This window comes from Cystobacter fuscus, from assembly GCF_044360685.1.
Lineage (GTDB): Bacteria > Myxococcota > Myxococcia > Myxococcales > Myxococcaceae > Cystobacter > Cystobacter fuscus_C.
In genome coordinates this window covers 5,257,372-5,280,682 of sequence record NZ_CP043491.1, presented here as the reverse complement: position 1 = coordinate 5,280,682, position 23,311 = coordinate 5,257,372, and the positions used below count along the sequence as shown (strand labels likewise).

19 protein-coding genes are annotated in these 23,311 nt (G+C 67.6%); 8 read left to right on the top strand and 11 right to left on the bottom strand.

From position 1 onward, the window contains the following. The first annotated feature begins 2 nt into the window (after positions 1 to 2). The gene (locus tag F0U63_RS21600) at positions 3 to 728 is read left to right on the top strand and encodes an ABC transporter ATP-binding protein (protein WP_395847799.1); all 726 of its coding nucleotides are present in this window, start codon (positions 3 to 5) and stop codon (positions 726 to 728) included. Positions 729 to 761: 33 nt separating this feature from the next. On the opposite strand, the gene F0U63_RS21595 is transcribed toward F0U63_RS21600, so the two are convergent. Together F0U63_RS21595 and F0U63_RS21590 are read right to left on the bottom strand one after the other, a co-directional pair. Next, the gene (locus tag F0U63_RS21595; protein ID WP_395847798.1) at positions 762 to 1,049 is read right to left on the bottom strand and encodes a putative quinol monooxygenase; all 288 of its coding nucleotides are present in this window, start codon (positions 1,047 to 1,049) and stop codon (positions 762 to 764) included. Between the two features lie 188 nt (positions 1,050 to 1,237). Then, the gene (locus F0U63_RS21590) at positions 1,238 to 1,513 is read right to left on the bottom strand and encodes a hypothetical protein (protein ID WP_395847797.1); all 276 of its coding nucleotides are present in this window, start codon (positions 1,511 to 1,513) and stop codon (positions 1,238 to 1,240) included. Between the two features lie 246 nt (positions 1,514 to 1,759). On the opposite strand from F0U63_RS21590, the gene F0U63_RS21585 reads away from it, so the two are divergent. The 4 genes from F0U63_RS21585 (at position 1,760) to F0U63_RS21570 (ending at position 4,950) form a co-directional block, all read left to right on the top strand. After that, on the top strand, positions 1,760 to 2,104 hold the full coding sequence (locus tag F0U63_RS21585) for an ArsR/SmtB family transcription factor (protein WP_395847796.1): 345 nt from the start codon (positions 1,760 to 1,762) through the stop codon (positions 2,102 to 2,104). Next, positions 2,101 to 2,577, top strand: a complete 477-nt coding sequence (locus F0U63_RS21580; protein WP_395847795.1) for an SRPBCC family protein — start codon at positions 2,101 to 2,103, stop codon at positions 2,575 to 2,577. Before F0U63_RS21585 ends, F0U63_RS21580 begins: the two co-directional genes overlap by 4 nt. Positions 2,578 to 2,623: 46 nt before the next feature. Next, positions 2,624 to 3,178, top strand: coding sequence for a Uma2 family endonuclease (locus F0U63_RS21575; RefSeq protein ID WP_395847794.1), 555 nt, complete (start codon positions 2,624 to 2,626; stop codon positions 3,176 to 3,178). Positions 3,179 to 3,291: 113 nt separating this feature from the next. Further along, a complete protein-coding gene (locus F0U63_RS21570) occupies positions 3,292 to 4,950 on the top strand; it encodes an FG-GAP-like repeat-containing protein (protein WP_395847793.1) in 1,659 nt (552 codons plus the stop codon). A gap of 127 nt (positions 4,951 to 5,077) precedes the next feature. On the opposite strand, the gene F0U63_RS21565 is transcribed toward F0U63_RS21570, so the two are convergent. Further along, a complete protein-coding gene (locus F0U63_RS21565) occupies positions 5,078 to 6,019 on the bottom strand; it encodes a glycoside hydrolase family 43 protein (protein ID WP_395847792.1) in 942 nt (313 codons plus the stop codon). Between the two features lie 80 nt (positions 6,020 to 6,099). Further along, the gene (locus F0U63_RS21560; RefSeq protein WP_395847791.1) at positions 6,100 to 6,723 is read right to left on the bottom strand and encodes a TetR/AcrR family transcriptional regulator; all 624 of its coding nucleotides are present in this window, start codon (positions 6,721 to 6,723) and stop codon (positions 6,100 to 6,102) included. Positions 6,724 to 7,233: 510 nt separating this feature from the next. Here F0U63_RS21560 and F0U63_RS21555 point away from each other — a divergent pair. Beyond that, positions 7,234 to 8,775, top strand: coding sequence for a CocE/NonD family hydrolase (locus F0U63_RS21555; protein ID WP_395847790.1), 1,542 nt, complete (start codon positions 7,234 to 7,236; stop codon positions 8,773 to 8,775). Positions 8,776 to 8,841: 66 nt separating this feature from the next. On the opposite strand, the gene F0U63_RS21550 is transcribed toward F0U63_RS21555, so the two are convergent. Next, on the bottom strand, positions 8,842 to 11,967 hold the full coding sequence (locus F0U63_RS21550; protein WP_395847789.1) for a two-component regulator propeller domain-containing protein: 3,126 nt from the start codon (positions 11,965 to 11,967) through the stop codon (positions 8,842 to 8,844). Between the two features lie 197 nt (positions 11,968 to 12,164). After that, positions 12,165 to 14,468 carry a hypothetical protein gene (locus F0U63_RS21545; protein ID WP_395848400.1) on the bottom strand — a complete coding sequence of 768 codons (2,304 nt, stop codon included), beginning with the start codon at positions 14,466 to 14,468 and terminating at the stop codon, positions 12,165 to 12,167. Positions 14,469 to 14,811: 343 nt separating this feature from the next. On the opposite strand from F0U63_RS21545, the gene F0U63_RS21540 reads away from it, so the two are divergent. Next, positions 14,812 to 16,026 carry a methyltransferase gene (locus F0U63_RS21540; RefSeq protein WP_395847788.1) on the top strand — a complete coding sequence of 405 codons (1,215 nt, stop codon included), beginning with the start codon at positions 14,812 to 14,814 and terminating at the stop codon, positions 16,024 to 16,026. Positions 16,027 to 16,096: 70 nt separating this feature from the next. Next, entirely contained in the window at positions 16,097 to 16,846 is a 750-nt protein-coding gene (locus F0U63_RS21535; protein WP_395847787.1) for a spermidine synthase, read from the top strand. Positions 16,847 to 16,865: 19 nt separating this feature from the next. Here the strand turns inward: F0U63_RS21535 and F0U63_RS21530 are convergent, their stop codons facing one another. From F0U63_RS21530 to F0U63_RS21510, 5 genes are all read right to left on the bottom strand, one after another. Beyond that, complete coding sequence (locus F0U63_RS21530) at positions 16,866 to 18,317, bottom strand: patatin-like phospholipase family protein (protein ID WP_395847786.1); 1,452 nt, start codon at positions 18,315 to 18,317, stop codon at positions 16,866 to 16,868. A 142-nt stretch (positions 18,318 to 18,459) separates the two neighbouring features. Next, complete coding sequence (locus F0U63_RS21525) at positions 18,460 to 19,341, bottom strand: CheR family methyltransferase (RefSeq protein WP_395847785.1); 882 nt, start codon at positions 19,339 to 19,341, stop codon at positions 18,460 to 18,462. A gap of 26 nt (positions 19,342 to 19,367) precedes the next feature. Continuing rightward, positions 19,368 to 19,880 carry a chemotaxis protein CheW gene (locus F0U63_RS21520; protein ID WP_395847784.1) on the bottom strand — a complete coding sequence of 171 codons (513 nt, stop codon included), beginning with the start codon at positions 19,878 to 19,880 and terminating at the stop codon, positions 19,368 to 19,370. Positions 19,881 to 19,897: 17 nt separating this feature from the next. Continuing rightward, the gene (locus F0U63_RS21515) at positions 19,898 to 21,556 is read right to left on the bottom strand and encodes a methyl-accepting chemotaxis protein (RefSeq protein ID WP_395847783.1); all 1,659 of its coding nucleotides are present in this window, start codon (positions 21,554 to 21,556) and stop codon (positions 19,898 to 19,900) included. Positions 21,557 to 21,565: 9 nt separating this feature from the next. Continuing rightward, positions 21,566 to 23,272, bottom strand: coding sequence for a methyl-accepting chemotaxis protein (locus F0U63_RS21510; RefSeq protein WP_395847782.1), 1,707 nt, complete (start codon positions 23,270 to 23,272; stop codon positions 21,566 to 21,568). Positions 23,273 to 23,311: the final 39 nt, after the last annotated feature.

The following is a 23,311-nucleotide window of genomic DNA, read 5'->3' as shown; positions in this document are numbered from 1 at the left end:
CGATGGCCGAACCGCTCCTGGAACTGAAGGATCTGCGGGTGAAGTACGGGAACGTGGAGGCGCTCCACGGCATCGGGCTCACGGTGCGGCAGGGGGAGATCGTCACACTGCTCGGCGCCAATGGCGCGGGGAAGACCACCACCCTGCGGGCCATCAGTGGTCTCATCCGCCCCTCGGCGGGGGAGATCCTGTTCGAGGGAAAGCCCATCCACGCCCTCCCGGCACACGAGCTGGTGAAGAGAGGCATCGCCCAGGCCCCGGAAGGGCGGCGCATCTTCGCCACCCTCACCGTCCGCGAGAACCTGATGCTCGGTGCCTTCACCCGGACCGACAAGCCCCGAATCGCGGAGACGCTGGCGTGGATCCACCGGCTCTTCCCGGTCCTGGAGAAGCGAGGCACGCAACTGGCGGGGACACTCTCGGGGGGCGAGCAGCAGATGCTCGCCATCGGGCGGGCGCTCATGGCCAACCCGCGCATCCTCCTGCTGGATGAACCCTCGCTGGGGCTCGCGCCGCTGCTCGTGAAGGCGATCTTCCAGACCCTTCGGGAGATCAACCAGACGACGGGCGTCACCATCGTCCTGGTCGAGCAGAACGCCCGCGCGGCCCTGAAGCTGGCCCACCGGGGCTACGTGATGGAGGTGGGCCGGCTCGTCCTGGAGGACTCGGCGGAAGCGCTCCTGTCCAATCCAAAGGTGCAGAACGCCTATCTGGGCACCCGGGTCTGAGCGCGGGGACGCGGACGTAGAGGAGGAATGGGCTCAGGCGATCTTCGTCAGCTTCGCGACGTGCACTTGAGCCAGCCCGCCAATTGCCGCGATGAGCGCCTGGAAGTGCGGTGTCGCTTCGTGCTGCCGCAATGCCTCGGCACCGCGCCATTCCTCCAGCATCACGAAGCGTGCCGTGTCCGAATTGTCCCGATGGAGTTCATAGCGCAGGCATCCCGCCTCCGCGCGGCTCGGCGGCACGACTTTCTCCAAGGCGGACCGCACGAGCTCCTGCTGCCCAGCCGTGGCGGTGATGGTGGCGACAACGACCAGCGTGCTCATAGGTGCTCTCCATTGCGGAAGTATCTCAAACGCCTCGAGGTGGGCCCCGATATCGACAAGCCTGGGTGTCACGGCGCGACCCCGAGTGGAGCAAAAGGGTCAACCCCGCGTCCCCGGAGACCTACCCCTCGTCCGGGGACGGAAGGGGCCCTTTTGCCCCAACCACCGTTCACCAACGACCGAAGCCATCAATCGCCCAGGAGGTCCTCCCGCGTCCGCCTGGCCTGGTCCAACTCCGCCTGTCCCTCGGGGGTCTCGGCACTCACATGCAGCGGCGCGGCCTCCGCCCTGTCTATCTTCTCTTGAGTCCTGATCATGGCGGCGGCCACGCGGTAGGCCCACCGGACCATCTTCTCGGTGTCCTCCAGCGGATCGCCGCGGCTGATGGCCGCGGAAAGCACCTGCACCGCAATCCAGTCACGCTTTGTCAGGCCCGGCACGGCAACGACATTCGCTTCACTCATGAGACTCCCTCCTCGACGGGTCGGTCATCGCGGCTTTCATGACGGAAGTCCATGGGCCGCCGTGCCCTGATCTCGTCGCACTCCAAAGTACCCGCGCAGCGTACCCTGGATGGCGAGGCCGGTGAGCACCTCGGACCCGGGGTGCCGTGAGCCGCCACCCAGTCCACTCGCCCCGCCCGCTCCGCGACCTCCGAGGAGAATTACTTAGCCCTTGCGCTAAGTTTCCCCGCCGTGATACTTAGCTTCATGGAACAGTATCCGGAGCAGCTGAACGGTATCTTTCAGGCGCTGGCGGATCCCACCCGCCGCGCGGTGTTGGGGCGGCTGGGCAAGGGCCCCGCGAGCATCAGCGAACTGGCGAAGCCTTTCGACATGGCTTTGCCGTCCTTCATGAAACACATCCATCTGCTCGAGGAGAGCGGATGGATCCAGACGCGCAAGGAAGGTCGCGTGCGGACATGCGCCCTTCAAAAGAAGCCATTCGCCGCGGTCGAAACCTGGCTGGCCGAACAGCGCGCCCTCTGGGAAGGCCGTACGGACCGGCTCGAGTTGTTTGTCACCACCCTCCAGGAAAAGGAAGAATCGGAATGAGCCCCTCTCTGAATCCAGAACTCGACCTGACCCTCTCGCGAGTCATCAAGGCGCCCCGGTCGGCCATCTGGCGTGCCTGGACGGACCGCGCGAGCTTCGAGCAGTGGTGGGTCCCCGCGCCCGCCCGATGCAGGGTCCAGGAGATGGAACTGCGTCCCGGCGGTTCACTCGTCACCCTGCTCAGCGAGAACGGTGGCGACTTCATGCCGCACCTGCGGGGTTGCTATCTCGCCATCGACGAACTCGAGCGCCTCGTCTTCACGAATTCCCTGGTGGGTGGATGGAGGCCCGCGGAGGAGCCCTTCATGACCGCGATCATCACCCTGAGGGAGCATCCGCTGGGCACCGACTACACCGCCCACGTGATGCACAAGAGCAACGCCGATCGAAACATGCATGAGAAAATGGGCTTCCACGATGGGTGGGGCACCGTCACGGAGCAACTCGCCCGGCTCGTGGAGCGCCGGTCGTAGCCCGGGAGGGTGTCCATGTCAGACCCCCCGGGCATGGTGGCGCCCCATGACCGCCCTGTTGCTCGGAAGCCCTGTCACCGCCCATCTCGAGGCCTATCCCTCCCGCCGGCCGGGGGCTCTCCCGAGGGCCGTGCGCCCCGTGAACCCCCGTGCCGCCGCGCTCCACGCCTATGCCACCACCCAGCTCGGCGCGGAGCTCATCTCCACCTATGGTGCCGGCCGCGGCATCCCCGGCTCCTGGCTCCTGCTCTCCGGGTTGGAAATCCACCTCGGCCAGAGCCGCCTCGCTCCGGACCTGATGGGCTGGCGGCGCGAGCACCTGCCCCGCCTGCCCCGGGGCGCCTCCGGCATCGCGCTCGCCCCGGACTGGGTCTGCGAGGTGCTCTCCCACCCCGAGGAGCGCGCCCAGCTCCTGCCCCTCTACGCCCGCGAGGGCATCCGCCACGTGTGGCTGGTGGACCCCGAGGTGCACACCCTGGAGGAGCTCGAGCTCGACGGCCGGCGCTACTCGTTGCGAGCGCTGCACTCGGGCTCGGAGACCGTTCGTGCCGAACCCTTCAGCGCGCTGGAGCTGCCATTGCGCCTGCTGTGGGCGGAGTGAGATGTCTCTCTGACAGGTTGCGTGCCCACGAAATGAGATCACCGCGCTCGGGAGGACTTCTGTTTTATTGCCGCCGGGGCCGGACAGTCCCGCCCCTGAACAGCGAGAATCTCGTGCAGAGAAGAACCTCTTATACAGTCCTGCCATTCCTCCTTGCGTTGTCGGGAGCCTTCCTCACCGCGGCATGCGGTGCCAGCGAGGAAACCCTGGCACGAGCCGAGCAGCAGACGGCTCATGCGACCGATACGAGTGAACTCTACGTCGACACCACCTCGATCTGGGGCTCTCCAAGCATCAGCGTTTGCTGGGAGAACCCGACGGCGGCGGATGCCACCCAGCGGGCCTGGGTGCAGGATGCGATCCGGGGCACGTGGGGAAGTGTCTCGTCGGTCGAGTTCGTCGGCTGGGGCCAGTGCACCTCGGCCTCACGCGGCGTCCGCATCCGCATCGCGGACACCGGGCCCCACGTGAAGCAACTCGGCAGCCGGCTGGATGGCTTCGTCAACGGCATGGAGCTCAACTTCACCTTCGCGAACTGGGGCCCGAGCTGCCAGTCCACGCGGGAGTTTTGCATCCGGACCATCGCGGTGCACGAGTTCGGTCATGCGCTCGGCTTCGCCCACGAGCACAACCGTCCAGACCGGCCGTCCAGCTGCACGGAGCCCCCGCAGGGCTCCAATGGCAACCTGATGATTGGTGCCTGGGACCTCCAGTCGGTGATGAACTATTGCAACCCGAACTGGAGCGGGAACGGGAAGCTGAGTGCGACCGACATCGCGGGCGTCGTCCAGTTCTATGGTGGCGCCATGTGGCTGCGGGACTTCGGCTACAACGCCGGAGGTTGGCGCGTGGAGCAGCACCCGCGCGCCGTCGCGGACGTCAACGGCGATGGCCGTGCGGACATCGTCGGCTTCGGCCAGGGGGGCGTGTACACCGCCCTGTCGACGGGAAGCCGTTTCAACAGCTCCCAGTTCGTGCTGGCCGCCTTTGGCTATGACGCCGGAGGCTGGCGGGTGGAGCTGCATCCGCGCGCCGTCGCGGACGTCAACGGCGATGGCCGTGCGGACATCGTCGGCTTCGGTCAGGGGGGCGTCTCCGTTTCGCTCTCCACGGGCACCGGCTTCGCCCCGGCCCAGTTCGTGCTGGCGGACTTCGGTTACGACGCCGGAGGTTGGCGGGTGGAGATGCATCCGCGCGCCCTGGCGGATGTCAATGGTGACGGCCGTGCGGACATCGTCGGCTTCGGTCAGGGGGGCGTCTACCTCTCGCTGTCCACTGGCACCGGCTTCGCCCCGTCCAAGTTCGTGCTGGCGGCCTTCGGCTACGACGCGGGAAATTGGCGGGTGGAGCAGCACCCGCGCACCCTGGCGGATGTCAATGGTGATGGCCGTGCGGACATCGTCGGCTTCGCTCAGGGGGGCGTCTATCTCTCGCTGTCCACTGGCACCGGCTTCGCCCCGGCCCAGTTGGTGCTGGCGGACTTCGGTTACGACGCCGGAGGTTGGCGCGTGGAGCAGCACCCGCGCACCCTGGCGGATGTCAATGGTGATGGCCGTGCGGACATCGTCGGCTTCGGACAAGGCGGCGTCTATGTCTCGCTGTCCACCGGCACCGGCTTCGCCCCGTCCCAGTTCGTGTTGGGAGCCTTCGGCTACAACGCGGGAAATTGGCGGGTGGAGCAGCATCCGCGCGCCGTCGCGGATATCAACGGTGATGGCCGTGCGGACCTCGTCGGCTTCGCCAGCGCGGGTGTGCAAACGTACCTGTTCTGATGCGTGAGGCCCCGGCCCCGCCGGGGACTCGAGTCCGGCCCGCGGGGGCTTGTACGAGCACGGCCGGACTCGAGGTTTCTCCACTGAAACGGGGCTGGCTCACGGCTCGCCCCGTCTCCGGGGGGTCTCAGTATTGAGGCCAGCCCGAGGAGTCCCAGCGCAGATCATTGATGAGCAGCTTGGGCGCGCCGTTGTCCGTGGCATCGTAGGCGTGCCGGGCGATGACGTCGTTGTTGTAGATGTCCTGTCCGCCCGGCCCCTTCCAGACCGTGTTGCCGGCATCGAGCACCGTTCCGCCCCCGTTCATCATGTTCACTCCATTCTTGTCCAGGTAGGGACCGGTGATGCTGGTGGAGCGCCCGTAGACAATCTTGTACGTGCTGTCGGTCCCCCGGCAGCAGGCGTCGATGGAGGCGAACAGGTAGTAGTAGCCGTTGCGGTAGGTGATGCTCGGGCCTTCGATTCCATTGGCGCGAGAGGCAATGGAATAGAGAGAGCCGGTGGGCTTCATGGTGTTCTTGTCGAGCCGCGTCAACTTGATGCCGCTCCAGAAGGAGCCGAAGGCGAGCCAGGGATTGCCCGAGGCGTCAATCACCAGGTTGGGATCGATGGCGTTATAATTGTTGGCGCTGGTGGTCCGGATGACCAGCCCGTCGTCCCGCCAGCTCCCCGCGCCCACGCTGGTGGCGGAGACAAGGCCAATGGCCGAGGTGTTGGAGCCAAAGCTGGAGATGGAATAGTACAACCACACCCGCCCATTGTAGAGATGCACGTCGGGTGCCCAGACGTCATTGCGCGTCTGATTGGGGACATAGCTGCTCCACCAGGAGGGCGGATTCAGGAAGATTTGAGGAACCGCGTACCACTGGGTCCCGTTGTCCGAGCGCTTGACCTGGATGCCTTGTCCCGTATGGAACTCGTACCAGGTGCTGCCCTCCTTGATCAGGGAGGGATCGTGCGAGCCGCGCTCCCCTGTCAGCTCCCAGAACCCGGCCTGGGCGGAGAAGGGAGTCAGAACGGTCATGGACGAGGCGAGTACCAGGGACACACCAAGGCGAGAGATCGTCATTTAGCGATATTCCTGTTTTCAGTGGTGTCCACGACTATTGTCATGATTGAGGCTTGATGGCAAATTCGCCGGACCGGGCGTCATTTCCGCCGCGTCGAGATGATCTCCGGGCGTTTGGGAAGGTGGCGCAGACCCTTCCAGACGAGGGACGAGATGTGCGCGGCGACTTCCTCGACGGGCGGCTTGCGCACGCCCCTCCACCACTGGCCGACGAAGGTGACCATGCCGACCAGGGCGTGCGCGTAGATCGGCGCCACCTTGGGCTCATAGCCCGCGGCCTTGAACGAGGTGAGGAAGATATGGCCAACGCGCTCGGCCAGTTCGTTGAGCAGTGACGACATCCCACCGCGAGCAGAGGTGATGGGGGTGTCGTGCGCGAGGACGGCGAAGCCGTCTGGGTGATCCTTCACATACGTCAGGAACGCGAGGGTTCCCTGCTCGACGCGCTCGCGGGCGCTGCCTTGCGCGATGGCCTCGGAGATGCGCCGGACCACGTACTCCATCTCGCGGTCCACGATGACGGCGTACAGGCCCTCCTTGCCGCCGAAATGCTCGTAGATGACGGGCTTGGAGACCTTCGCCACCTCGGCGATTTCCTCGACGGAAGCCCCTTCGTATCCGCGTCGGGCGAAGACAGAACGTCCGACGTCGATGAGCTGGGCTCGTCGGGCAGAGGCGGGGAGGCGTTGAGCGCGGCTGGCCATGGAAAACACTTTAGTACACCCGACTCCACCCTCGCGCTGCATTTCGCAGTGCGTCGTATGGTCCGGCCACCAGCATGGCTCGAGGGTGCTCCCAGCAACCTACGCAGACGTAGATTCGAACCCACTCGTGCCACCGGCGGACGTTCGAGAATCACCCGTCCGCAGCGGATTTCCGGCTCCCCACGCATGCCTGGAGCCTCCGGTTTGACAATCTAATTACGCTTTCGTAACTTACGTGGCCGTAGATTCCAGGTGAGCAAGGGGGGGCACATCGTCATGAACCGGGTACATCGTATCGGAGCAGGAGCCGCTCACGTCCCGTGGCGCCTCTGGCCGGCCTCCTCGAATTGCCGCTGAACCCGCGCGGGCTCCTGCTCGAAGGTGATGAGGTTGGCGTCGAGCTCGGGCCCCTGGCGCGGCAGCTTCGAATCCAGTCGTGAGTGCAGTGCCCAGTCCCCCCCACCCCACCGGAGATGTGCCTTGTCCTGGTTACGAGCAATCGCTGTGTCCGTGGTTTTGTCACTGTGCGTTCTCGCCGGTCCCGCGTCCGCGTCTTCGTCCTTCCGCGTCATCGACATCACCGCGCGTGATGGAGTGACCCTGAAGGGCAACGTCTTCACACCCGATACTCCGGGGAAGTACCCGGCCATCATCTTCATCACCAGCTGGGCGCTGCCCACCTTGGAGTACTACGTGCAGGCGCAGCAGTTCGCCGAGGCCGGGTACGTCGTGGTCTCGTACACCCCGCGAGGCTTCTACTCCTCGGGGGGCGGCATCGACACGGCGGGCCCCAAGGACATTGGCGACCTGACCGAAGTCATCGACTGGACGCTTGCCCATACTCCCGCGGATCCGGCCCACATCGGTGCGGCGGGCGTCTCCTATGGCGCGGGCATGGCGTTGATCGGCTCGGCCTTCGACTCGCGTATCCGCGCCGTGGCCGCGATGAGCTGCTGGACGGATCTGACGTACTCGTTGTTCGCGAACCAGACGCGCCATCTGCAGAGCGCCGGGCTGCTGTGGCTCTCGGCGGAGTTGACCGGACAGCCCTCGGCGGAGCTGCGGCAGGCCCTCTCGAACTTCTTCGCCAACCAGAACCTGGACAGCGTCATCGCCTACGCCCAGGTGCGCAGCGCCGCGACGTACCTGGATCGCATCAACGCGAACCGTCCCGCCATCCTCATGGCCAACGCCTACGGCGACAGCTTCTTCGGGCCGAATCAGCTCGCCAGCTTCTTCACCCGGCTGGCGGGGCCGAAGCGGCTCGAACTCCGCCCGGGTGACCATGCCATCGCCGAGCTGACCGGCATCTTCGGCATTCCCAATGACGCCTGGACGAGCACGCGCCGTTGGTTCGACCAATACCTGCGCGGCATGGACACGGGCATCGCCTCGGAAAACCCGGTACAGCTCCAGCTCCGGGGCCAGAGCCTCTATGAGTCGTACCCGTCGTGGAGCGCCGTCTCGACGAGCACCACGCGCTACAACCTGAGTGACGTGTACGCGTGGAGCAACGAGGGCGACCTCCTGACGGGCTCGCAGACGGGCTGGAGCAAGACGATCTTCGCGGGTGATGACACCGTCGCCAACGGAGGCGTGGCGCTGTTGACCAACGGCGTGGAGGCCATCACGGGTGAGCCACCCTCGGCGTGGATTCCGGGAGTGAACCGGGCGAAGGCGGCCGTCTGGCAGTCGGAATGGTTCACGAGCCCGCGCCGCGTGCGCGGAGCCCCGCACCTGAACCTCACCGTCACTCCGAGCAACTCCGGGCAGACCACGGTCATCGCATACCTCTATGACTCGGACTGGGGAGGGACGGGGAGCCTCGTCACGCACGTCGCGGTCACGCTCCGAGGCGCCGTCGCTGGCCAGCCGCATGCCGTGGACGTGGACTTCCCGGCGACGGCCTATGACATTCCCAGCGGCCATCGCCTCTCGCTCGTCATCGACACCGTCGATGCACTCTACGCGGACAAGGCGCCGGACTTCTCCACGGTGAAGTTCTCCTCGCCAGGCAGCAGCCCGTCCTATGTGTCCCTGCCGCTGAAATAAGGCAAGCACCCGGAGCTCTTCCGGCGGCCGTGGGGGCACATGCCCCACGGCTGTTGGCAAGGCCCTTCATCGCGCCGGAGGCGGGCGGTCGAAGCGCCACCACCGAGGCTTGTGCCTCGCCACCGACGCATAGGCGATCACCGCCGGCAGGCGCAGCTGCACCTCGGTGCCCGCGCCCGGGCGGCTCCACAGCTCCAGCTGCCCGCCCAGGCGCTGCGCGCGCTCGTGCATGCCCACGAGACCCCAGTGCCCGGGCCGCGAGCCCTGCGCCAACACCTCCTCGTCGATGCCCGTGCCATCGTCGCGCACGCGCAGCAGGAAGGCACCCGGCTCGTAGACGAACTCCACCTCGACGGCCTGGGCTCGCGCATGCGCGAAGGCATTGAGCAGCGCCTCGCGGCCGATGCGGTAGGCCTCGTCGCGCACGGCGCCCGGCATGTCACGCGGCGTGCCCTTGACGAGCACACCGAAGCGCGTGGAGCGCTCGCTCGCGAGCTCCTCGCCCAGCAGAGCGAAGGCCCGCGGCAGATCCCGGGCGGCGGTGTATTCGGCGCGCAGGTCGCGCACGCGGTCACGCGCCTCCTCCACCACCTGGTCGGCGCGGTCCAGCACCGCCTCGATCCTGCCGCGCGTGGGGTGCGACTCGGGCAGCTCGGCGGCCAGGCCCTGGATGCTGAGGATGAGGCCCTGCGTGCCCTGCAGCAGCGTGTCGTGCAGCTCGCGTGCGATGCGCTCGCGCTCCTGCGAGCGTGCCTCCAGCCGCGCGCGCAGCTGCGCGGCCACCTGGCGCAGCCGCAGCTGGTAGACGCCCCACAGCAGCGCCGCGGCGGCCAGCGCGCACAGCGCGTAGAACCACGTGGTCTGGTGGAAGGCCGGCCGCACCGTGAAGGTGAAGACGGCGCCGGTGTCGTTCCACACGCCGTCGTTGTTGGCGGCCGTCACGCGGAAGCGGTACGAGCCCGGCCCCACGTTGGTGTAGAACGCGCGCCGCCGGTTGCCCGCCTCCTGCCAGCCCGTGTCCACGCCCTCGAGCTGGTAGCGAAAGCGCACGCGCTCGGGCTGGGTGAGGCTGAACGCGGTGTAGTCGATCTCGAAGGCGGTGGTGAGCGCTGGCAGCCGCAGGCCCTCGCTGGCCGCGTAGGCCGTGCCCGCCGCCGTCACCCCTCCGATGTGCACACTGGGCGCGAACGGATTGCGCGCGATGCGCCGCGGGTCGATACGAAAGAGATTGGTGGTGGTGGGCAGCCACAGCTGGCCGTCCTCCCCCCGCAGCAGGGTGGGGATCGGGCCGAGCGGCTCGGGCGAGCCCTCCAGCCCGTCGTCCGCCGTGAAGCGCTCCACCTGCACGGCATGCGTGGGATCGCTCGCGAAGGCCTCCACCTCCTCGCGCGGCACGCGCACCGCGCCGCCCACACCGTGGATCCACAGCTCGCCCTCCTCCGTCTGCGCGAGGCCGGACACGCCGCGCAAGTCGGGGCCGCTCGCGGGCACCAGGGCGTGGAAGCGGCCTTGCGCGTAGAGTGCCACGCCCGCGTTGCCGCCCACCCACAGCCGCTCACCCCAGGGCCGCAGCGCGGCGACGTTGCCGACCCGCAGTCCCTCGGACGGACCCAGCATCCGCGCGTGGCCATGCTCCACGCGGGCGAGCTGATTGTTGAAATAGCCGAGCCAGACGCGCCCCGCCGGATCCGCCTCGATGCTCACCACCGTGTCCTTGGGCAGGTCGGCCACGCCGCCCTTGGCGCTCCATTGGCCGTCCTTCCAGCGGTGCACGCCCAGGCCGCGGAAAGACATCCACAGGCCGCCCTCGCTGTCCTCGGCGATGGCCTGCACGGCGCTGCCCCGCTTGCTGAGGTCGACGGGCAGCGCCATGCGCTCCAGCTGGCCCTTCGGCTGGCCGCCAGCCAGGCGCCACAACTCGCCGACCCTGCCGATCCACAGGTCGCCCGCGCGGTCGCGGCGCAGCACGATGATCGATGTGTGCGGCGCCGGGCCGTCCAGCGGCCCCTGGATTTGTCCCGAGGCGTCGCGCAGAAAGAGGCCGTGGCGGCTCGTGCCAATCCACAGCCCGCCGTCGGCGGCGGGGGCGAGCGCGACGTTGGACCATTGCGGCCCTTCGGGCAGCGCGGGCACCACCTTGTTCCCGCGGAAGCGGTCCACGCCAGCGTTGGTGAGCACCCAGACGTTGCCTTCGCGATCTTCGAGCAGAGCGTTCACGGATCTCCCGCTCAGGCGCACGGCGGCGCCGGGGCGCTGCATGTCCGCGAACGACTCGGTCCTTGGCGCCCCGGCCAGCGCGCTCACCAACGGCAGCCTCGCCAGGCCTTCCTCCAGCACGATCCACACGCCGCCCTGGCGGTCGAACAGGCACAGGCCCTGCGTCCCAGCGCTCGCGCTGCCGAAGCTCTTGCCGTCGAACCACCGTTGACGGTCGGCCAGCGGCATGAGACCCCCGGTCACGATGGCGAACCAGGGCTCACCCGCGCCATCCACGCAGACGTTGATGCCGCCGAGCAGGTTGCGCTCGCCGCCGGTGGCGTCGCGCGGCATCGACACCGGCGCGAAATGCGCCGCGCCGCGCGGCCGAGTGAAAATCTGGAACGAGGTGGCCGCCCACACCGTGCCGCGCGGGTCCACCGTCACGGTCTGCACGTTGCTGTTCCGTTGCAGCCCGCCTTCCTCGACGACCTGCCAGCGCTGGCCGTCGAAGCGGTACAGGCCGCCCGAGGTGGAGGCCCACATGTTGCCATCCAGATCCTGCGCGAAGTCGCTCACGGTGCTCGAAGGGAGGCCGTCCTTCTGGCCATAGCGCGTGAGTACGCCCTCGCGCAGCACGTAGATGCCGCCCAGTTGCAGGCCCATCCACAGCTCGCCCGAGCGGCTGGTGTAGAGGCGGTACACTTCGTCGGCGAGCGGGCGGCCCGTGTCAGGCGCGGTATAGAGCTCGAAGCGCACGCCGTCGAAGCGGTACAGGCCGAACTGCGAGCCGATCCACAGCGTGCCGTCCGGCGTCTGCGCGATACCGTAAGCATCACCCGGAGCGCCGTCGCGCTCGGTCCACGCCGTGTGATGCATGTGCTCCAGGGATGGGGCTTCGGGCGGCGGCGCCTCGGCGGCGAGGACCGATGGGCGGGGCAACAGGCACGCCGTCATCAGGGCAACGCGCAGCAGGAACGTGGCGGCTCGACTCATCGGGGACTGGTTCGGGCTCGGAGGTGAACGGACAGGGCGCGCGGACTGTATGCTCCCCGGAAGCAGCGTCGCCAGCGCCAGCCGCGCGCCTTCGCAACCCCTTCCCCGCTCGGGTCCATGCGCGATGCCCGTGGGTACAAAGGGCCCACTCACCGAGTGAATGCCCGGCCGCTCCTGTGGGCTCTGGCGCTGGCTCGCTACAGGTTGAACCCGATGTCGCCGATCGAAATGCTGGGCCCGAACATGAAGGACCACTTGCTGGAGGGGACCCGCAGGTCGGTGTTCGGGTCCTCGCCGGGCTTCAGGTTGCGCGTGACGTCGCCCCGGAACTCGTGGGCAATCCACGCCTGGACACCCACCGCCGCTCCCGTGCCGATCGGCACGCGCAGGCCCACGCCGCCCACGAGCGCCAACGTGGGCGGGAAGTGGATGTCGCCCGACTGGGGAATGAGCCCCAGCCCCATGAGGCCGATCTCGATTCCCAGCAACCGCTCCTGTCCTTCCTCGTTCAGCAGTACGAGCCGGGACAGCACCCCGAAGTTGAGCGTGAGCTGACCACTGGGTTGCGTCACCCGGTAGAGGCCCGCGGGAACGGCGCCCGTCGCATAGAGCCGCAGGAAGCCTCCCTCGACGATGGCCGACCATTGCGCCGAGGGAAGCCCCGTCCGGTCCGTCGCGCTCAAGGCGTAACGGGACTCGTCGGCGACATGCGCGACCTGCACCAGGATCCGATCGAACTGACCGAGGCCACCCTGGACGGGGATGACGCGCTCCTCGCCTCCGGGCCGCAGCAGCATCCGCTGCTCGACGTGACTCTCTCCCCGGGAGGCGCCGTCGCGCTTGGTGACATCGATCCGCAGGATGATCTCCTGGATTCCCTCCTCGGGGTTGAGCCGCTCGCGATGAACGATGACCCGGCAGGTGTGCCGCATGGCGTAGTTGATGCGGTAGGGACGGCTCGGTTCGATGGAGTGATCCACGCCGTCCTTGTCCGCGCAGACGAACTCGATCAACTGGGCGACGTTCGTGGGGACGCTGGCCTCTCGCACCGCCCGCTGGACGCGCTCCTCGACGTACGCGAGGTCCGCGGTCGACAGCTCGCCGGGGAGCGAGGGGACCCGGTAGCCGAAGCGCAGCGACACGAATCCCCCCGCGGTCGTGTCTCCGTGAACGAGCATGGAGTTGCCCTGGGTGATGACGCGATAGGCCCCTTCGATGGGGAGCAGCACGAAGCGCCCCTGCTCTCCCGCGCCGGAGATCTGCACGAGCGCGGGACGATTGGTGGGGATGAAGTCGAGGGCACCGTGGTCCGGCAGTTCGAGACGGACGCGTGGGTAGGGCAGCGGCTGTGTCTTCGCGGTCGTCGAGGCGACCACGGTCCGCTCGAGGGGAGAACTGGCCGCCGAGATGGTGACCTGCTGGGACGAGGTGCCCCCCGTGCGCAGGAGCACATAGGTGCCATCGGAGACCTTCACCACACGCCCCACCACGGCGCGCTCGCCATTGACCGTCCAGAGCAGGCCCTGGGGCTCATGCCCACAGGACGGATCCAGACGCACCACCAGGGCCGGGTCCGCGGCATCGCGGAGCACCGTGCCCTCCACGGCGGTCAGGGGACAGGACAGGACGGGCAACGTGGCGGACACCGTCGCGTCGAAGGCGTCCCCTCGGGCGACCAGGACGCGGGGGACGAGCCGCACGCGCAGGGTGATCTGGGCCTCCAGGCCCGTGACGTTGCGGATGGAGATGGCCTCCTCGGCGGGCTCGCACCGGGCGGGAGCGCAGTCCGCGGAGGCGACCGCCTCGGGATGGGAGACCACCACCCGGCCCGGCCCCTTGGACAGGTCCACGCCACTGGACTGCTGGAAGAGCGGCCGGGTCAGGATGATGCGGCCGGGCCGGAGCTGGAAGGACTCGGGCGCCACGAGGGTGCCGTTGGCATCGTAGGTCGTCACCTCGGGACCCCGCTTGCCATGGGGCGGAATCCAGAAGAGCGCCGCATCCGTGGGGAGACCGGACGCCAGGGGCACGGTGCACTCGGACTGCCTGGCTCCGGAAGACGGATTGAGGCAGAGGTCCATGCCTTCGCGGGGGCCCTCCTGCTCATTCTTCGCCGTCTTCGCCGGGACGAACCAGCTCACCGCGACGTCCTGGAGCCGCTGTCCCTTCAGCTCGATGCGCCCATCGTCCGGAAAGAAGCTCGTCCCCGCGGCGTCGATGCTCGGAAAGGGCCCGGTGGCGATGACGGTGACGATGTCCTGGGTCGACGCGCACTGAGACGTATCCTCCGCGACCTTGAGATCGAGCGTCCGCGCGGCCCCCTCGGTGCCTGGGGAAGGCGGCCGGATGGAGCGCCCATCCGCCGACAGCGACCACCCCCCGCCCACCGGGCCACACACGATCCCCTGCTGAATGACGGGGATGGCGCGCCCTCCTTCGGGGACCTGTTTGATGGGAGCGGCGGCGGCCGCCCAGGCGAGCAGAAGAGTCAGGGCCGCCATTCCACGGGGGAGGTGCCGGTTCAGGAGCGTCAATGCAGCGGGAACCATTCTGGGCCGCTCATTTAACCCGGACCCGGCTCTGACTGAACGAACGAATCCAGGTCCCCACACCTCCAGACGCCCCTCGGCCGGCTCGCCGCTCTCCGGCCCGAGGGCCACCTGGCCCCTGGGAAAGGCGCGGCGGGCCATGGGGCCTGCTCCGAGCCCAGGAGCCACACCCCCGGCTTCCACGCAAACGACCTACCAGGCCGTCACGATGGCGCCGCGAAACGTCTTGTCGACGAAGCGCTTGACCTCGGGCGAGTATTCGGGTGCTCGTTCATGGTGCGTGAAGTGGAAGAGGATGAACCATCGAGATCGGCTGACAGCGCTCACCGACCTGCTCAGGCCATGGTCCGAGCTCTGGTCACGTTCCATCCTCCAGAATTGGCCGGAGTCCGGAGCCGCTTACCTCGAATCCTGGCTGCCCTACGCTGAAGCGCTCGACGAAGAGGGCGAAAGGAGGCTGGACGATGGGGAGCTTCCAGGTGAGCCGCCCCGGTCGCTGCATTCGCTCGTGCTCGCTCTTCGAGAACTGACAGCGCTGCCCTGGCATGAAGGCGTTCAACGTCTGACGACCGCGGACGCGCAGGGACTCAATGCCAAGAAGGTCCATGAAATCGAGAGGGTCCTCGCCCTGCTCGCGCCGAGAACCAAGACGATCCGCCAGGCGGTCGATATCGGTGGCGGCATGGGACATCTCGCTCGCCTCTGTGTCAGGACTTTCGATTGGACCTTCCACAGCATCGATCGTGATGCCGCTTTGCAGGAGAAAGGCCGGGACTGGCTGCGAAGGGCCCGGAGCCTGCCGCGGGAAAAGCTGTGTTTCATCCACTCCTCCGTCGAGGACGGGCCGCAGGGCGGGATTGATCCGCTCTTTTCCGGGCAGGAGCGGGTTTCGATTGGTCTACACACCTGCGGGTCGCTCGCGCTGACACAGATTCGCAAGAGCCAGGAGGCAGGACTCCTGCTGAACTTTGGTTGTTGCTACGACCAGATGGACGCCGCACGGGATTACCCTGTCTCCCGCTTCGGCAAGGCGCATGCACTTCCCATCACCCGACGTGCCCTGTTCCTGGCGACGCGCGGACGGCACCACAAGAGCGAGGCGGAGTTCGCGCTGATGAAACGCGTCAACGCGCAACGGTTCGCGCTCGATCTCCTGCTGAGGCGGAAGTTTCCCGCTCTCGGCTTCGTGCGGGCGGGGGATGCACCCAAGGCGCTCTATGCCGGGAGTTTCGCCGCCTATGCGCGTGATCGCCTGGAGCGCCTGCGACTCGATGCCGGCATGACGGAAGCCGAACTGAATTCCTTCGAAGCGTCCGTCCGCTCCGAGACGAGGCGCATCTTCCTCTGTCATCTGCTGAGGGATCGCTTCGCGAGGGCCCTGGAGCTCGTGATTCTGCTCGATCGCGCGCTCCTCCTCGAGGAGATGGGCTTCCAGGTGGAGCTCCTGCAGGTCTTCGAACCGCGCCTCTCCCCACGCAACATCGCCCTCATCGCGTCGAGGGTGAACTGACCCGGTGCCCACGCCCTCGCCTGGAACTCCGGGCCGTGCTACCGCTTTGCTCGTGAGCGAATCAGGAACAGTGGTCCACGAGGCCGACTCGCCCTTCGGGCCCGTGTACGTCGTGGACGTGGGCGACCAGCGCTCGCTGCGTTTCGACAGCCCCGAGGGCACCCTCCAGAGTGCCATTCTCAAGAGCGATCCGCTGGCGGTCCCCATCAGCTACGTGCGCGTGGCCACCGCCGGGCTCGCGCTCACTCAGGGCCGCTCTCGAATCCTGGTGGTGGGCCTCGGCGGAGGCTCGTTTCCCATGCTCCTGCACCGGCTCCTGCCCCGCAGGTCACGGATCGACGTGGTGGAGATCAACCCGGTGGTGGTGGATACGGCCCGGCGCTTCTTCGGCGTCCGCGAGGATCACCGGCTGCTCATCCATGTGGATGAGGGCTCCCGCTTCATGACGCGGCAGGGCGCACGTTATGATCTCATCCTGCTCGATGCCTTCTCGGACCGTGGCACTCCGGACCACCTGAAGGCAGCGCGCGTCTTCGAGGATGTCCGGCACAGACTCTCGTTCGGGGGCGTGGCGGTGCTCAACATCGCGCTGGAGGATCCACGGGACGTGGCGAAGCGGATCGAGACCTTCGCCAGCGCCTTCGAGGACTGCGCGATGCTGAGAGGCACCGCGCAGTACAGCAACCTCATCCTGGTGGGTACGCTGGAGCCCCTCCCCTCCGAGCCCCTGTTCCGGCAGCGGCTCTGGCGGCTCGCGCGCGAGCTGGATTTCCCAGAGCTGGCGGAGAGCGTGGTGTCCTTCAAGCGGGTCTCGGGCTGAACCGAGCCTGCCCTTCGGGCTACCCGCTCCGGCCCGCCGTGAGCACCTGGCTCCGCGCCGCGTAGGCCTCCAGGAAGGCCCGGGTGTAACGCGCACCCGACTCCACCAGGAAGTCGTAGTCGGCCGGCATGAGGCGGAAGTCCGACGTGCCGATGTAGTCGGTGTAGATCGGCACCGTGCGGTCCCGATCCGACGGCGCCATATCCTTGCGCTGACTGGAGGCGAGGATGGTGTTGAGCAGGCCCGACAAGAAGTCGCCCACGGAGAGGGTCTTCCTCGTCCGAAAGCCTCCCAGCAGGCGGGTGGTGAGGTCGACGTTGCGCGCGTCCATGAACTTCTGCAACTCCCCCATGTCCACGAAGCCATCCTTGCTCTCGTCGAGCTGCGTGAAGATGTCCTGCACGTGGGTCGAGCCAAAGAGCAGGATGGCGTCATCTTTCGTGAACTTGCCGCTCGTGAAGAGGTCCTCGCACTCCTTCCGGCTGATCCGCCCGTCTCCGCTGCGCTCGACGTTCGCCAGGGCCTCCAGGAGCCTGCCGAAGGCGCTCTCCAGGTCCGCGACCCTGGCATCCCGCTTCTGGATGGCGACATCTATCGCCTTGCGCGCCCGGGAGAGCTTGGTATCCGGGCGGGGCGGCGGGCTGGCGCCGTCGGCGAGCCAGGCGGACGTGATGTCCTGGTCATCGGCATTGAACGCGGTGAACCCCAGCGTCGCCGGGTTGGGCGGAGAGAATGTCTTCGCCGGATCGGCGAGCTGCTCGATCTGCGAGAAGGGCCGCAGCCGACGCAGGAAGGTGTCCTCGGGACGCATCGAGAGCCACCAACCATCGAAGGCGCGCAAGGGGTAGTTGTTGAGAACACCGCCGTCCGTGTAGAGGTCTTCCTCGTCCCAGGCACCACTGCCCGTACCGAGCGTCCGGAAGACCCGGTAAGGCCGCATGAGCACCGGGAGTGACATGCTGACGGTGACGGCGACCCGCACCGGCATGTTCGGCGTCGTCTTGGGATGGCAGTACTCGATGTTCATCCGGGAGACGTTGGTGATCGGCACGCACAGCTCCCGGCCGGTCCGCTCGAGGAGCTGCGCGAAGGTCACGTCCTTGGAGCCTGTGCGCGAAGCGAGATGCTCTCCGACGAACTCGAGCAGGCGCGCGCCAGGGTTCATCCCGTAAGAACGAAAGATGTTGAAGAGTCCGCCGAGCATTCCCATGCGGGCGTCCTGCATGAGCCAGGTGAAGTCGGTCGACTTCAAGATTCTAGCCATCTCCTGCGCTGGGAACCCCAGCGCGGTCCAGGTCGCGCACAGGCTCCCGACGCTCGCGCCCGCGACCCGCTTGATGCGATTTGGGTAGATGCCTTCCTCCTCGAGGACCTGGAGGGCTCCAGAGTACGCGACGCCCTTGACGCCCCCTCCCTCGAAGACGAGGTTCTCCCAGGGCCACTTCGCCGCTCCGCTCGACTCCGGACGCATGGCGGACCCGGTGTTCGAGACTGTTCCTAAATTTTGATCCATCCGATAAGCCTAGCTCCTGAATCTTCCCTGGATCAATCCAAGGAGAGACAACTCATCCAATGGCAAACAGAGCGCTCGGAAAGCGCGGGTGAGGGACCCGTCAAGAAGGGCCGCCGCCACTCACGGGCTGCGGGGACTTCGCGCAATAGATGTTGGGAGCCACACAGCGAGCGGGCTCGGCGCTGCCGGTGAGGCTCTCGGCGTGCCCCAGGAAGAGGTAGCCGGTTGGAGGCAGCCGGCGCAGCAGCGAGCTCAACACCCGGGCGCGGGCCTGGGCCCCGAAGTAGATGAGCACGTTGCGGCAGAAGATGAGCTCGAAAGGACCCTCCGGCCAGCCGTGCTCCTCGTTCAGGTTGACGCGCGCGAAGCGCAGCACCGCCCGCGGCTCCGGGCCCGCCTTCATCCACCCCTCCTGGCTGCGCACCCCCTTGAGCATGAAGGTCCGCAGCAGGGGCCGGGGGATGCCCGCCGCCCGCTCCATCGGCCAGAGCCCCTGCCTCGCCCGCTCCAGCGCCCAGGTGGACAGGTCCGTCGCCAGCACCTCCAACTCCCATCCCGAGCCCGGAGGGAAGTGCGAGAGCAACGTCATCGCCAGCGAGTAGGGCTCCTCGCCCGTCGAGCACCCCGCGCTCCACACCCGCACGCGCCTGGCCATCAGTCCCTGCGCCGCCCGCCGCGTCCACTCCGGGAAGACGCGCTGGTGCAGGAAGTCGAACTGCCCCGGCTCGCGGAAGAAGTGCGTCTCGTTGGTGCAGAGGCAGTCCAACATCCGCACCCGCTCCTCCTCGTTGCCGCGCATGCAGACGAACCGGAAGTAGGCACCGAAGGACGTCAGCCCCAGCGCCCGCACCCGCCGGGACAACCGCCCCACCAGCAGCGCCTGCTTCGAGGGGCCCAGGTGGATGCCCGCCTCCCGCTCCACCAACGTCTGGAAGAGGGAGAACTCCCGCTCCGACAGCGGAAGCGGACCCACGCCGGACACGACCGGCTCCGAGGAGCTTCCCGCCCTCATACGCCCCCACCGGCCGCGGCGCCCACCAGGCCCAGCAGCTCCGCCGAGGACAACATCCGGTCCAGGTCCAACAGGAGGATGAAGCGCTGCTCCTGCCGGCCCATGCCTCGCAGGTAGTCCACCGGCGCGCGCGTGCCGAAGGCGGGCGGCGGCTCGACGTCGTCCGGCGCCAGGTCGAGCACCTCGCTGACCGAGTCGGCCAGCAGCCCCAGCGTGGTGCGCTCGCCGTCCATCATGGCCTCGACGACGACGAAGCAGGTCCAGCGAGTGATGGGCCGAGGACCCAGTCCCATCTTCACCGCCAGATCCACCACGGGCACCACCCGGCCCCGCAGGTTGATGACTCCCAACACGGCGGAAGGCATTCCAGGCACCCGCGTGATGGGCACGTGCTCGATGATCTCCCGGATGCGCAGCAGCTCGATGGCGTACGTCTCGCCGGCCAGGGAAAAACCCAGGTACTGCGCGGGACGGGTGACCTCGGAGAGGGGATTCGTGTTCGTGATCATGGGGGAGGTCCTTCCACCTAGAAACGCTTGAAGTCGTGATCCGGAGTGGGCGGCATCTGCATCGGCAGCACCTGCGCCACCGCCTTGAGTCCCCGCGCGGGCCAATGCACGGGAGGATGCATCGGGGCGGGACCCGGCACGTGTTCCGGTTGCGGCACTCGCCCCGGCTCCACCACCCGGAAGAACGTCATCATCTGCTGCAACGACTCGGCCTGGGCCGCCAGCTCCTCCGCCGTCGACGACAGCTCCTCCGCCGCCGACGCGTTGCGCTGCGTCACCTGGTCCACCTGCACCATCGCCCGGTTCATCTGCGCCACTCCACCGGCCTGCTCCCGCGACACCGCCGCCACCTCCTGCACCAGGTCCGCTGTCTTGCGAATCGACGGCACCAACTCCTTGAGCAACCTCCCCGAGCGCTCCGCCACCTTCACGCTGCTGCCCGCCAGACTGCCTATCTCCTTGGCCGCCTTCTGGCTCCTCTCCGCCAGCTTCCTCACCTCCGAGGCCACCACCGCGAAGCCCCGGCCATGCTCCCCCGCCCTCGCCGCCTCCACCGCCGCGTTCAACGCCAGCAGGTTCGTCTGGTACGCAATCTCCTCCACGATGGAGATGCGCTCGGCGATGGCCGCCATCGCCTCCACCGTCTCGTTCACCGCCTGTCCGCTCTCCTGCGCGTCCGCCGCTCCCTTCACCGCCATGGCCTCCAACTGCCTGCTCGTCTCCGCGTTCTGGCTGATGGAGGCGCTCAGCTGCTCCAGGCTCGTCGTCGTCTCCTCCACCGAGGCTGCCTGCGTGCTGGTGCCCTGTGACAGCGCCTGCGCCGCCGCCGCCACCTGCCCCGAGGCTCCCGACAACGAGCCCACAGCTCCTCGCACCTCTCCCAGCACGCTGCCGAAGCGCCGCACCATCTCCCTCATCCCCTCCATCATCCGCGCCGTCTCGTCCCGCCCGCGCACCTCGATGGCCGTGGTGAGATCTCCCGAGGCCAGCTTGCTGGTGAGCCCCACCGCCTCCTGCAGCGGCCGGACGATGCTGCGCGACAGCAGCCAGGCCAGCAGCACCGCCAGCACCGGCCCCAACACGCCTCCCAACGCCAACATGAACTTCACCAGGTCCACCCCCCTCTTGGAGATCTCGCCCCGCTGGTCGCGCTGGATCTGCTCCTCGTGGCGGATGGCGTTCGCCAGCTCCCGCATGGAGGCCACGAGCTTCTGCCCCTGGGCGTCCTTGACGTACGCCACGAGCTGCTCCTGGGGGACACGGCCCGCGTCCACATCCCGGCGCAGCGCCACCTCGCGCTCGGCGTAGGGGAGGAACTTCTGCTGGTACTGGTCCAGCAGTTGTTGCAGCCGTTCCTGCTGGTGGGGGTTGTCCGTCGTCAGCGCCTTCACCTTCGCGTGGCTGGCGAGGAACTCGGACTGCCGTTGAGGCACGAGCTCGAGGAAGGTCTCGTCGCTGGTGAGCGCGAAGCCCTGGAGCCGGGCCTCCTGATCTATCAGGGCAACGCCCATGCTTCGGACTTCCAACAGGCTCTCGTAGGAGCGGTAGTCGTTCACGGCCGACTCCACCAGCGCCTGGAAAAGAAAGAAGGTTCCCCAGGTGACCATCGCGAGCAGCGAGACGAACGTGCCGAACCCGAGCTGCAGCTTCCGAGTGATGCTGACGTTTTGGAACATGGAGAACCCCTAGAAGCGCTTGAAGTCGTGGTCCGAGCTGAACGACGCGCGCTCGGGTACCGCCGGGAATGACGGGGTCGGCAGTTGCGTCGGCAGCGTCTGCGCCACCGCCTTGAGCCCTTGCGTGGCGGGCGGCATCGGGAGGTGCGCCGGTGCGGGCCTCAGCGAGCGCGCTGGCGGCGCCATCCCCTGCACCGCCCACCCCGACTCCACCACCCGGAAGAACGTCATCATCTGCTGCAACGACTCGGCCTGGGCCGCCAGCTCCTCCGCCGTCGACGACAGCTCCTCCGCCGCCGACGCGTTGCGCTGCGTCACCTGGTCCACCTGCACCATCGCCCGGTTCATCTGCGCCACTCCACCGGCCTGCTCCCGCGACACCGCCGCCACCTCCTGCACCAGGTCCGCCGTCTTGCGAATCGACGGCACCAGCTCCTTGAGCAACCTCCCCGAGCGCTCCGCCACCTTCACGCTGCTGCCCGCCAGGCTGCCTATCTCCTTGGCCGCCTTCTGGCTCCTCTCCGCCAGCTTCCTCACCTCCGAAGCCACCACCGCGAAGCCCCGGCCGTGCTCCCCCGCCCTCGCCGCCTCCACCGCCGCGTTCAACGCCAGCAGGTTCGTCTGGTACGCAATCTCCTCCACGATGGAGATGCGCTCGGCGATGGCCGCCATCGCCTCCACCGTCTCGTTCACCGCCTGTCCGCTCTCCTGCGCGTCCGCCGCTCCCTTCACCGCCATCGCCTCCAACTGTCTGCTCGTCTCCGCGTTCTGGCTGATGGAGGCGCTCAGCTGCTCCAGGCTCGTCGTCGTCTCCTCCACCGAGGCCGCCTGCGTGCTGGTGCCCTGTGACAGCGCCTGCGCCGCCGCCGCCACCTGCCCCGAGGCTCCCGACAGCGAGCCCACCGCTCCCCGCACCTCTCCCAACACGCTGCCGAAGCGCCGCACCATCTCCCTCATCCCCTCCATCATTCGCGCCGCCTCGTCCCGCCCGCGCACCTCGATGGCCGTGGTGAGATCTCCCGAGGCCAGCTTGCTGGTGAGCCCCATCGCCTCATTCAGCGGCCGGACGATGCTGCGCGACAGCAGCCAGGCCAGCAGCATCGCCAGCACCGGCCCCACCACGCCTCCCGTCACCAGCATCCGGGAGACAGACAACGTCTGCGCGTCGGTTTCCTCCAGGAGGCGGCGGCGCTGCTCCAGCACTTCCTGCCGGAAGAGAGCCGATGTGCTGGACATGCGCTCCATGCTCTTTCCTCCCTTGTCCTCCTTCACGTACTCGACGAGCTGCTCCAGGGGGACACGGCCCGCGTCCACATCCCGGCGCAGCGCCACCTCGCGCTCGAGGTGCGGGAGGAACTTCTGCTGGTACTGGTCCACGAGCTGTTGCAGCAACTCCTGCTCACGCGGGTATTTGGCCGTCAGCACATTCAGCCGGGCATGGGACTCGAGAAACGCGGCCTGACGCTGGGGCAACAGTTCGAGGATGTCTTCGTTGCCCGTGAAGGCGTACTCCAGCGCCCGGTGCTCCATGTCCATCACGTTGACGCCGAGGGACTGCAGCTCCAGCCGCACCTCATGGGAGCGGTAATACCCATCATTGCCCACCAGAATCCGGAAGAAGACGTAGGAGCTCCAGATGACGGCGGCGAGCAACGCGACGAGAAGTCCAAATCCGAGCTGCAGCTTGCGGGCGATGGTGAAGTTCTTGAGAAGCATGGTCTTCCTTCGTGCGGTTGGAGGATCCAGGCCAGCAGG

What these genes read in the sequence shown, in the direction of transcription:
- F0U63_RS21580 (WP_395847795.1), top strand. Translation starts at nt 2,101, where the DNA reads ATGAGCCCCTCTCTGAATCCAGAACTCGACCTGACCCTCTCGCGAGTC.
- F0U63_RS21545 (WP_395848400.1), bottom strand. Translation starts at nt 14,468, where the DNA reads ATGGCGGCCCTGACTCTTCTGCTCGCCTGGGCGGCCGCCGCCGCTCCC.
- F0U63_RS21575 (WP_395847794.1), top strand. Translation starts at nt 2,624, where the DNA reads ATGACCGCCCTGTTGCTCGGAAGCCCTGTCACCGCCCATCTCGAGGCC.
- F0U63_RS21550 (WP_395847789.1), bottom strand. Translation starts at nt 11,967, where the DNA reads ATGAGTCGAGCCGCCACGTTCCTGCTGCGCGTTGCCCTGATGACGGCG.
- F0U63_RS21600 (WP_395847799.1), top strand. Translation starts at nt 3, where the DNA reads ATGGCCGAACCGCTCCTGGAACTGAAGGATCTGCGGGTGAAGTACGGG.
- F0U63_RS21585 (WP_395847796.1), top strand. Translation starts at nt 1,760, where the DNA reads ATGGAACAGTATCCGGAGCAGCTGAACGGTATCTTTCAGGCGCTGGCG.
- F0U63_RS21510 (WP_395847782.1), bottom strand. Translation starts at nt 23,272, where the DNA reads ATGCTTCTCAAGAACTTCACCATCGCCCGCAAGCTGCAGCTCGGATTT.
- F0U63_RS21520 (WP_395847784.1), bottom strand. Translation starts at nt 19,880, where the DNA reads ATGATCACGAACACGAATCCCCTCTCCGAGGTCACCCGTCCCGCGCAG.
- F0U63_RS21590 (WP_395847797.1), bottom strand. Translation starts at nt 1,513, where the DNA reads ATGAGTGAAGCGAATGTCGTTGCCGTGCCGGGCCTGACAAAGCGTGAC.
- F0U63_RS21565 (WP_395847792.1), bottom strand. Translation starts at nt 6,019, where the DNA reads ATGACGATCTCTCGCCTTGGTGTGTCCCTGGTACTCGCCTCGTCCATG.
- F0U63_RS21530 (WP_395847786.1), bottom strand. Translation starts at nt 18,317, where the DNA reads ATGCGTCCGGAGTCGAGCGGAGCGGCGAAGTGGCCCTGGGAGAACCTC.
- F0U63_RS21540 (WP_395847788.1), top strand. Translation starts at nt 14,812, where the DNA reads ATGAACCATCGAGATCGGCTGACAGCGCTCACCGACCTGCTCAGGCCA.
- F0U63_RS21595 (WP_395847798.1), bottom strand. Translation starts at nt 1,049, where the DNA reads ATGAGCACGCTGGTCGTTGTCGCCACCATCACCGCCACGGCTGGGCAG.
- F0U63_RS21560 (WP_395847791.1), bottom strand. Translation starts at nt 6,723, where the DNA reads ATGGCCAGCCGCGCTCAACGCCTCCCCGCCTCTGCCCGACGAGCCCAG.
- F0U63_RS21515 (WP_395847783.1), bottom strand. Translation starts at nt 21,556, where the DNA reads ATGTTCCAAAACGTCAGCATCACTCGGAAGCTGCAGCTCGGGTTCGGC.